Source organism: Kumtagia sp. (genome assembly GCF_059502445.1).
This window is the reverse complement of record NZ_JCACER010000026.1, coordinates 79,161-88,195: the sequence shown is the minus strand read 5'-3', so window position 1 is coordinate 88,195 and position 9,035 is coordinate 79,161. Positions and strand designations below refer to the sequence as shown.

At 67.5% G+C, this 9,035-nt stretch carries 8 protein-coding genes; 3 read left to right on the top strand and 5 right to left on the bottom strand.

All coding sequences use genetic code 11. The annotated features are described in order from the left end of the window. Positions 1-40 precede the first annotated feature (40 nt). On the bottom strand, positions 41-991 hold the full coding sequence (locus AC5JDC_RS11445) for an HlyD family secretion protein (protein ID WP_106772732.1): 951 nt from the start codon (positions 989-991) through the stop codon (positions 41-43). Continuing rightward, positions 988-1,668 (bottom strand): CerR family C-terminal domain-containing protein, encoded by a 681-nt coding sequence (locus tag AC5JDC_RS11440; RefSeq protein ID WP_495841450.1) that lies wholly within the window; start codon positions 1,666-1,668, stop codon positions 988-990. Before AC5JDC_RS11440 ends, AC5JDC_RS11445 begins: the two co-directional genes overlap by 4 nt. Positions 1,669-1,768: 100 nt before the next feature. Here AC5JDC_RS11440 and AC5JDC_RS11435 point away from each other — a divergent pair, with 100 nt between their 5' ends. Next, positions 1,769-2,581 carry a C40 family peptidase gene (locus AC5JDC_RS11435; protein ID WP_495841449.1) on the top strand — a complete coding sequence of 271 codons (813 nt, stop codon included), beginning with the start codon at positions 1,769-1,771 and terminating at the stop codon, positions 2,579-2,581. A 6-nt stretch (positions 2,582-2,587) separates the two neighbouring features. Here AC5JDC_RS11435 and AC5JDC_RS11430 read toward each other — a convergent pair whose 3' ends face one another. Continuing rightward, on the bottom strand, positions 2,588-4,768 hold the full coding sequence (locus AC5JDC_RS11430) for a putative bifunctional diguanylate cyclase/phosphodiesterase (RefSeq protein WP_495841448.1): 2,181 nt from the start codon (positions 4,766-4,768) through the stop codon (positions 2,588-2,590). Between the two features lie 93 nt (positions 4,769-4,861). Next, entirely contained in the window at positions 4,862-5,566 is a 705-nt protein-coding gene (locus AC5JDC_RS11425; protein ID WP_106772736.1) for a phosphatase PAP2 family protein, read from the bottom strand. Between the two features lie 164 nt (positions 5,567-5,730). Here AC5JDC_RS11425 and AC5JDC_RS11420 point away from each other — a divergent pair, with 164 nt between their 5' ends. Beyond that, positions 5,731-7,734, top strand: coding sequence for a PhoX family protein (locus AC5JDC_RS11420; protein ID WP_495841447.1), 2,004 nt, complete (start codon positions 5,731-5,733; stop codon positions 7,732-7,734). Between the two features lie 49 nt (positions 7,735-7,783). Here the strand turns inward: AC5JDC_RS11420 and AC5JDC_RS11415 are convergent, their stop codons facing one another. Then, positions 7,784-8,119, bottom strand: a complete 336-nt coding sequence (locus tag AC5JDC_RS11415; RefSeq protein WP_106772738.1) for a hypothetical protein — start codon at positions 8,117-8,119, stop codon at positions 7,784-7,786. Positions 8,120-8,312: 193 nt separating this feature from the next. Between AC5JDC_RS11415 and AC5JDC_RS11410 the strand changes: the two genes are divergently transcribed. Next, positions 8,313-9,017: an SDR family oxidoreductase gene (locus AC5JDC_RS11410; protein ID WP_495841446.1), complete on the top strand. Its 705-nt coding sequence runs from the start codon at positions 8,313-8,315 to the stop codon at positions 9,015-9,017. The last annotated feature ends 18 nt before the right edge of the window (positions 9,018-9,035 follow it).

The following is a 9,035-nucleotide window of genomic DNA, read 5'->3' as shown; positions in this document are numbered from 1 at the left end:
ATTCGCTATTCGCTATTCGCTATTCGCTATTCGCTATTCGCTATTCGCTATTCGCCAGATCCACATCGACGATCTGCCCCGGTTGCAGCATCGTCGCCCCGTCCTCGGGGCGCGCCTCGACGAGGTAGACGAGCTTCTGGCGCGTCTCGAGCGAGTAGATGACCGGCGGGGTGAATTCCGGGTCGGGCGAGACGTAGCTGACGCGCGCCGTAAGATCGTCCGGGCAGCCGTCGCAGCGCACGGACAGCCGCGAGCCGATCGCCACCGAGGAGAAGGACGCCTCGGGAATGTAGACCTTCAGCTTCACCGCGCCGTCAGGCAGCATGGAGATGACGGGTGCGGATGGGCCGGCGACGTCGCCCGGCGTGCGGATGATGTCGTCGACGCGGCCGGGCGACGGCGCGCGGATGTCGCGCTTGCCGAGCCGCCAGTTGGCCTGGTCGAGCGCCGCTTCCGCCTGCTTGACCTGGTGCTCGGCCGCCTCGATCTCCTCCGGGCGGGCCGGCAGCCGGGCGACGGACAGGTTCGCCTTCGCCTGTCCGACCTCGGCGTCGGCGGTCTCGACATTGGTCGCGGCGCGGTCGTAATCGGCCTTGGTGGCGATGCCGCGCTCCAGAAGGTCGGCGAGCCGCGCGAGCACGCGCTTGGCCTCGGTCGCCTGCGCCTCGGCCGAAACGATGGCCGCCTGCAGCACGTCGATCTCTTCCTGGCGCCTGCCCAGCCGAAGGTTGGCGAGCTGGGCGCGGGCCTGGTCGAGCGCGGCATCCGCCTGCGCGACGGCGATCTTGGCGTCGCCCTTCTCCAGCGTGGCGACAGGATTGCCGGGGCTCACCCGGTCGCCGCGGCGGACCAGGACCTCCTCGACTTCGGCAACCTCGATCGGCGCCAGGAGGACGAATTCGCCCTCGACATAGCCGACGGCCAGCGGCGGCGGCGCACCGCAGGAGGCAAGCAGCGAGGACAGCAGCGGAATGGCGCAGAGCAGGCTCATGACGGCCCGCCTTTCCGGGCAGCCAGGATCGCGTCGAGATTGGCCCTGACGACGTCGACGACCGCACCCGCCTCGCGCTCGCCGATCTCGCTCCAGCCCATGCGACGCATCACCGCCTCGCGGCCGATGCGGAAGTAGATGACCTGCCCGATCAGGGTGAAGACGGTGATCTTTGTCCGCTCGCTCTCGGCCGGCTCACCGGTAGCCTCCTCCCAGATACGGCAGAGCCGCTTGTGCGTCGGCTCGAACACGCCCGAATAGATGCGGTCCAGCGCCTCGGTCGGATGCGACAATTCGCGCAGCAGGAACTGCACGATCTCGCCGGCCTCGGGCCGTGCCACGACGAAGCCGACCATACGCTCCACCGCCGCGGCGAGCTGCCGATGAGCCGCCTCGCGGTCAAGTCCGGCCTCGATCGACTGATCCACCCGGCCGAGCACCGGCCCCGCGATCGCCTGGATGGTCTCGACGATGTGGTCGGCGGCCGCCATGCGCAGGCCATCCTTGCCGCCGAAATGATAGGCGATCGATCCGATGTTTGCGTTTGCGACCGCGGCGATCTCGCGCGTCGAGGTGCCCTCGAAGCCTTTCCTGCCGAACAGCTTGAGGGCGGCGAGCACGAGGGCCCGGCGGGTCTGCTCGGCGGGCGAGAGCTGGGGGGTGGGCGTATTGATCATGCATGAACTTTAATCAATCGATTGATTAAAGTCAAGCGCAACCGCCTGGCTTCTTCACCTTTCAGGCTGCCCGGTCCATAGTTGGGGCGGAGAGGTCGGAATGAGCCAGGCAAAAGACACGTTGCTGGACCGGTTCGGCAAATGGCTTGCCGGACGGCTGCAGGAAACCTCATCCGGCTATGAACCCTACACGCCTTCCGACGCCGAGACGCTGCGCCGCTCGCTGGAACCCGGCGACGTCCTGCTGATCGAAGGCAACCAGCGCATTTCGGCGGTCATCAAATATCTGACCCAATCGACCTGGTCGCATTCAGCGCTCTATGTCGGCGACGCGCTGCCGCAGCCGGAGGACGGCTCGGAGCGGCCGAGGCTGATCGAGGTCAACCTCGGCGAAGGCTGCGTCGCCGTGCCGCTCAGCAAATACCGGACCTACAACACGCGCATCTGCAGGCCGCGCGGCTTGACCCCAGACGATCGCGCGGTGGTGGTGAATTTCATGATCGAGCGGATCGGGCTGAAATACGACACCAAGAACATTCTCGACATGCTGCGCTATTTCATGCCGGCACCGCCGGTGCCGGTGCGCTGGCGGCGCCGGATGCTCGCCTTCGGGTCGGGCGACCCGACCCGCGCCATCTGCTCAAGCATGATCGCCGAGGCCTACGAGCAGATCCGCTACCCGATCCTGCCTGAGATCACCCGCGCGCCGGGCCGCGCTTCGGCGCAGTCGAGTTTCTCGCGCCAGGAGATCCTGCACATCAGGCATCACTCCCTCTATACGCCGCGCGATTTCGACCTTTCGCCCTATTTCCAGATCGTCAAGCCGACCCTGGAGTACGGCTTCGACTACAAGACGATCACCTGGTCCGATCGGCTGGCCGACTCGGCCGGAGAACCGGCCATCGAGCAGTAGCGAAAATCAGCCGGCGCTGCGCACGCTCCGCAGTGCCGGACGGAGGCGCGCCATGCGGGCGAACCGGGTTGCCGGCATGGGCGGCGACAGCAGCGATCCCTGGATCTCCTGGCACCCAAGGGCGGCAAGGGTGGTCCGCTGCTCCGGTGTTTCCACGCCTTCGGCCGCCACGCCGATGCCGAGCGCCGCCGCCAGCTGCGCGATGGCCCTGACGATGGCTTCGCCAGGATCGCTCCCACCGAGCAGCCGCACGAAAGAACGGTCGATCTTCAGCTTGTCGACACGATGCAGCCGCAGCAGCGTCAGCGACGACGGTCCGGTGCCGAAATCGTCGAGCGCGATGCGGACCCCCGCCTCGCGCAGCGCCCGGACCGCCGCCAGGGCGGCCGGGTTGCCGTCGAGCAGGAGGCCCTCGCCGATTTCGACCTGCAGGCGGTCGGCGGTGACGCCCGCCTCGGCCAGGACCGACTGGACCAGCTGTGCCGCGCCCTCCTGGCGCAGGAAGACGGGAGACAGGGCGATCGACAGCCACGGGACTTCACTGTCGCGGGCGAAGGCGCAGGCAGCGGCCAGCATGCGTTCCGTGAGCAGGCCGATGACGCCGCGTTCCTCGGCGATGGCGATCAGTTGCGAGACGGGCAGGCCCCCATGGGCGAAATGGTCCGAGTCCAGCGTCGCCTCGGCGCCGAGCAGCGTCAGCCCGTCCATGGCGAAGACAGGCTGATAGGCGAGCTCGACCGGCCTGCTGCCCTCGAGCGCCTGGCGCAAGTCGCGCTCTATGCGATGCTTGTGCTTCAGCGTGTCGTCCATGTCGTCGGAGAAGACCCGGAAGCAGGAGCGGCCGCTCCGCTTGGCGGCATAGAGCGCGATGTCGGCCTTGCGGAACAGTTCCCTCACGTCGCTGCCGTCCTGGGGCGACAGGGCGATGCCGATGCTGGCGCTGATGAATATCTGGTCGCCCTTGATGTCGAACGGTTCCCCGAGGTCGGCCAGGATGCGCTCGCTGACCTTCTCGGCCGTCCGCTGGTCGCGGATGTCGACCAGCACGATCGCGAATTCGTCGCCGCCGACCCGCGCCACCGTGTCGATCTCGCGAACCCCCTCGCCGAGCCGCTCCGCCACCTGCTTGACGAGCTGGTCGCCGGCATCATGGCCGAGCGTGTCGTTGACGTGCTTGAATCGGTCGAGATCGACGCACAACAGTGCCATCCGGCCGCGCCCGCGCCTCACCGTCGCCAGGGCCTGGTCGAGCCTGTCCTCGAACAGCGCCCGGTTCGGCAGCTCGGTCAGGGTGTCGTGGAACGCCAGGTAACGGGCATCCTCCTCGCTCGACTGCAACTCGCGGGAGGCGCGGCGGAGCCGGCGCAGAATGAAGCCGAGAACGGCGGCGCCGAGGAGCACACCGGCAAGCAGCGCCGGTGCGGTCTGCGTCACCACCGCCAGACCGGGCCGGTCGGGCTCCCATGTCAGAAAGCCGAGGGTCGCATTGCCGGAATCGAGGAGCGGGACGCTTGCGGTGGTTTGCGGATCGATCGAGGTCAGCCTTGCCCCTTCGATCAGATAATGCGCTGCGACCCGGCTGACCAGCTCGGCATCGACGAACTGCGAGGCGACGTGCACATATTCGGTGCCCGCCTCCTGGCGCACCAGTTCCGTATCCGGCATGATCGGCTGCACGCTGACGATCGCCGGCACCGAACCGAGCCGCACGAGGTCGGTGATGCCGGGCTCCGCCGGGCGTTGACGCATCTGCGTTCTCAGCCGCGCCACCAGCGGCATGATCGCGCCGGCCTCGCCGCCAAAGCTGGCAGGATCGACCGTCATTCCGTCCCGCATCGCGTGGATCGGCCGGTTCCGTTCGTCGAGAACGTAGACCCGGTCCTGGCCGTAATAGGAATGCAGCCATTCGCCGAGATTCTCGCGCATCCACTGCTGGTCGCCGGCCTTGGCTTTCAGCACGGAATCGTTCCACAGCGTGACGCTGCGCTGCTCGCGCGCCAGTCCATCGACCTGCTCGGCGATGCCGCTGCGGGCGAAGTTGCGCTGACGCTCGACCGCCAGTCCATCCACGCGCAGCACTGCGTAGACGCCAAAGGCGACGACCAGCGCCAATGACAGAGCCGCGCCGATGATCACCGGAACGGTGATCCGGGACGTCAGCGGTTCGCTCTTTTCCTGTTGCCGCATCGCCTGGCCAGCTTGACTGTCAGCGATTTTCCGCCCGGCAGGGTTAACATTGCCTTACCGAGCCTGGCTGCTGCCGCAGCCCGCCGCATGCCGTCAGGTCTGGCCGGCGTCATCGGCGCGGCGGCGGCGCAGAAACCATTGCGCAACCAGCCAGCACAACATCGCCCAGGAGGCACCGGCGCACCAGCCGGCGAGCACGTCCGAAGGCCAATGGACGCCGAGATAGACGCGGCTGGCGCCAACCAGGAACGTGGCCAGCAGGGCGATCCCGAGCAGGTAGACCTTCACTGCGCGGCGCGGCGCCACGCGCGCGGCGAGCGCGCCGAGGGTCAGGTAGGTCACGGCCGACAGCATGGCATGGCCGCTGGGGAAGCTCAGCGTATGGACCTCGGCGAGATGCGTCACGAGATCCGGGCGCGGTCGGTCGACGCCGAGCTTCAGCAGGCTGCTGAGCACCTGTCCGCCGGCGACCGCCAGGAAGACGAACAGCGCCGGCCCGCGGCGAGCGGTGATCAGCAGATAGATGATCGTGGCGGCGGTGATGAAGATCAGCACGCTGGCGCTGCCGAGCGCCGTCAGGTCCCGGACGGCCTCCGCGAACCAGGACGGGCCGATCGGGATCGAGGGATTCCCGGCCTGACGGAAGGCGAGCAGGATCGTGCTGTCGAGGGCATGCGGCTCGTTGTCGCGTGCCACGTCCATCATCTCGATGAAGCCGAACAGGCCGCCGGCGATGACGATCGCCGCAAGCAACAGCGGAAACTCGATCCTCTTGGCGATCGCCTCTACGAACGACATCCTTCGACCTGTGCTGCCGAGCTGAAGACGGCCCTCGCTCACCTAGGATGTCGGCCTCGCCGCTGCAAGCGCTTTGGCGCATCGTGTCATCAAACTGTCAGCCAAGATGCCTAGCTGTCCCGACGAGAGATCCCAAGCCATCCCTACAGCCAGAGGTCGCCAGGATGAACAGTCATCTTCCCCCACAATCCGGATTCGTCACCAGCCGGCTCGAAGAGAACGACGGGCCGGGGCGCAACCCGACCGACAACCGTACGATGGGCGACATCATCGCCGCGCGCTTCTCGCGCCGCGGCTTCCTGCGCGGCTCGCTCGCCGTCACGGCGATCGCCGCGACGGTCAGCCCGATCGCGCTGATCACCGCCGACAATGCACGCGCCGCCGGCGCCTCCGCCTTCAACTTCGACGAGGTCGAGGCGGGCGTCGACGAAACCCATCACGTGGCGGCCGGCTACGATGCCGACGTGCTGCTGCGCTGGGGCGACGCGCTCTTCGCCGATTCGCCGGAGTTCGACCCCGCAGCCCAGACGGCGGCCGCCCAGGCCAGGCAGTTCGGCTACAACAACGACTATGTCGGCTATATCCCGATCGACGGCTCGGCGGAGCACGGGCTGCTGGTGGTCAACCACGAATACACCAATCCGCACTTGATGTTCCCCGGCATCGTCCAGATCGTGGAGAAGGACGGCAAGAAGACGATCGAGGTCGCGCCGCTCAGCAAGGAGCAGATCGACATCGAGATGGCCGCGCATGGCGGTACTGTCGTCGAGATTCGCAAGGAGGGCGGAAAGTGGCAGGTCGTGCGCGACGGCAAGCTCAACCGCCGCATCACCGCGACCACCGAGATGCAGCTCACCGGCCCGGCCGCCGGCCATGACCGCCTGAAGACCAGCGCCGACCAGAGCGGCATCAAGGTGTTCGGCACCGTCAACAACTGCGCCGGCGGCGTGACCCCGTGGGGCACCTACATCATGGCCGAGGAGAATATCCACGGCTACTTCTCCGGCGAACTGCCGCAGGGTCACCGCGAGGCCGACAACCACAAGCGCATGGGCGTGCCCGAAGGCGCCTATGAATGGGCTGCCTTCGACAGCCGGTTCGACATCTCCAAGGAGCCCAACGAGCCCAACCGCTTCGGCTGGATCGTCGAGGTCGACGTGAACGATCCGAACTCGGTGCCGAAGAAGCGCACGGCGCTCGGCCGCTTCAAGCACGAAGGCGCCGAGTCGATCGTGGCAAAAGATGGCCGCGTCGTCTTCTATCTCGGCGACGACGAGCGCTTCGACTACGTCTACAAGTTCGTCACCGCGGGCACCTACAATCCGGATGACCGTGCCGCCAATCTCGACCTGCTCGACCAGGGCACGCTTTATGTCGCGAAATTCGCCGAGGACGGCAGCTTCGAATGGCTGCCGCTGGTGCACGGCCAGGGTCCGCTGACCGCGGAGAACGGCTTCGCCAGCCAGGCCGACGTGCTGATCGAGACGCGCCGCGCCGGCGACCTGCTCGAGGCCACGCCGATGGACCGGCCGGAGGATATCCAGCCGAACGGGACCAACGGCAAGGTCTACGTCATGCTGACCAACAACACAAAGCGCGAGGAAGAAGGCGTCGACGGCGTCAATCCGCGCGCCAAGAACGCCTTCGGCCATATCGTCGAGTTGATCGAGGACGGCAATGACTTCGCCGCGACCAAGGGCCGCTGGGAAATCCTGCTGAAATGCGGCGACCCCTCGGTCGCCGAGGTCGGCGCCTCCTTCTCGACAGCGACGACGGCAAACGGCTGGTTCGGCATGCCCGACAATTGCGCCGTCGACGCGGCCGGGCGCCTATGGGTGTCGACCGACGGCAACAGCCCGAAGGCGACCGGTCGCACCGACGGCCTGTGGGCCGTCGACACCGAAGGCGAGGCGCGCGCCACGTCGAAGCTGTTCTACCGCGTGCCGGTGGGCGCCGAGATGTGCGGCCCGCTGTTCACGCCGGACGACCAGACCGCATTCGTCGCCGTGCAGCACCCGGGCGACGGCGGCGACGACTGGGAAGGCTTCGGCCGCCCCTCCTATTATGAGGACCTGTCGACCCGCTGGCCCGACTTCAAGCCGGACATGCCGGTGCGTCCGGCGGTCGTCGCCATCACCAGGCAGGGCGGCGGCAAGATCGGCGTCTGAACCTGCCTGACGCGTCCTCCCGCGGGCGCCGGCCGATCCGGCGCCCGACCTATTTTCCGAAGGCGGGTCCGAGCGTGATCAGGGCCACCGCGACGATGGCGAGCACGATGCCGGCACTCTGCAGCATCGTCAGATGCTCGCCGAACCAGGCCAGTGCGATCACGTTGACGGCGACGAGCTGGATCACCGCCGACAGGCTGAATGCGGAAGCCATGCCGAACTCCCGCACCAGCCGCAGCATGATCAGGTTGCCGGCCGAATAGAGCAGCAGCGTCAGCACCAGCTTGCCGAGACCGGGCGCCAGCGCCCAGGATTTCGCCACGGTGGCGGCAACAAGGAAGACCGCCGTCGAAGCGGCGAGCTGCAAGAATCCGGACAAGGTCACCTGGTCAATCCCCGTTGTCCCGGGGCGCCACGGCCGCGGGATCGTGCGATCTCTCGGACATGCCTCCTGCCGCGTCAAGGGACCGGCAGGACCCGCTTCACTGGGCCAGAGGCCGCCAGGACCCGCCATGACGCCCCGCTTTGCTCCGCCTCCATGCGGCGTTAAGACGGGAGGAACGCGACAGGAGGCCGGCATGGCGGAAACGAAGGTGGCGATCATCACGGCGGGCGGCAGCGGCATGGGCGCGGACGCGGCGCGCAAGCTTGCCCAGGAGGGCTTCAAGGTGGCGATCCTTTCCTCGTCCGGGAAAGGCGCGGCGCTCGCCGAGAGGCTCGGCGGCGTCGGCGTCACCGGCTCCAACCGATCGAACGACGACCTGAAGCGGCTGGTCGATGCCGCCTTCGACCGCTGGGGGCGCATCGACGCGGCGGTCAACAGCGCCGCGCACGGGCCGCGCGCGCCGGTGCTGGAGCTCACCGACGAGGACTGGCATACGGGCATGGAGATCTACTTCCTCAACGCCGTGCGTGTCGCCCGCCTGGTGACGCCGATCATGCAGGCGCAGAAGTCCGGCTCGATCGTCAACATCTCGACCTATGCCGCCTTCGAACCGGAGGCGCTGTTCCCCACCTCCGGCGTTTTCCGCTCCGGGCTCGCCGCCTTCACCAAGCTGTTCGCCGACAAATATGCCGCCGACAACGTGCGGATGAACAACGTGCTGCCGGGTTTCATCGACAGCCTGCCGGAAACCGGCGAGCGGCGCGAGCGCATCCCGATGGGCCGCTATGGCCGGGTCGAGGAGGTGTCGGACCTGATCGCCTTCCTCGCCGGCGACAAGTCGAGCTACATCACCGGGCAGAACATCCGCATCGACGGCGGCATCACGCGTTCCGTGTAGCGGCGACCGTGGCCCAAC

Bases quoted from the DNA above. Each gene is read 5' to 3' on its own strand.
- AC5JDC_RS11445 (WP_106772732.1), bottom strand. From the start codon at position 991: ATGAGCCTGCTCTGCGCCATTCCGCTGCTGTCCTCGCTGCTTGCCTCC.
- AC5JDC_RS11435 (WP_495841449.1), top strand. From the start codon at position 1,769: ATGAGCCAGGCAAAAGACACGTTGCTGGACCGGTTCGGCAAATGGCTT.
- AC5JDC_RS11425 (WP_106772736.1), bottom strand. From the start codon at position 5,566: ATGTCGTTCGTAGAGGCGATCGCCAAGAGGATCGAGTTTCCGCTGTTG.
- AC5JDC_RS11430 (WP_495841448.1), bottom strand. From the start codon at position 4,768: ATGCGGCAACAGGAAAAGAGCGAACCGCTGACGTCCCGGATCACCGTT.
- AC5JDC_RS11420 (WP_495841447.1), top strand. From the start codon at position 5,731: ATGAACAGTCATCTTCCCCCACAATCCGGATTCGTCACCAGCCGGCTC.
- AC5JDC_RS11440 (WP_495841450.1), bottom strand. From the start codon at position 1,668: ATGATCAATACGCCCACCCCCCAGCTCTCGCCCGCCGAGCAGACCCGC.
- AC5JDC_RS11410 (WP_495841446.1), top strand. From the start codon at position 8,313: ATGGCGGAAACGAAGGTGGCGATCATCACGGCGGGCGGCAGCGGCATG.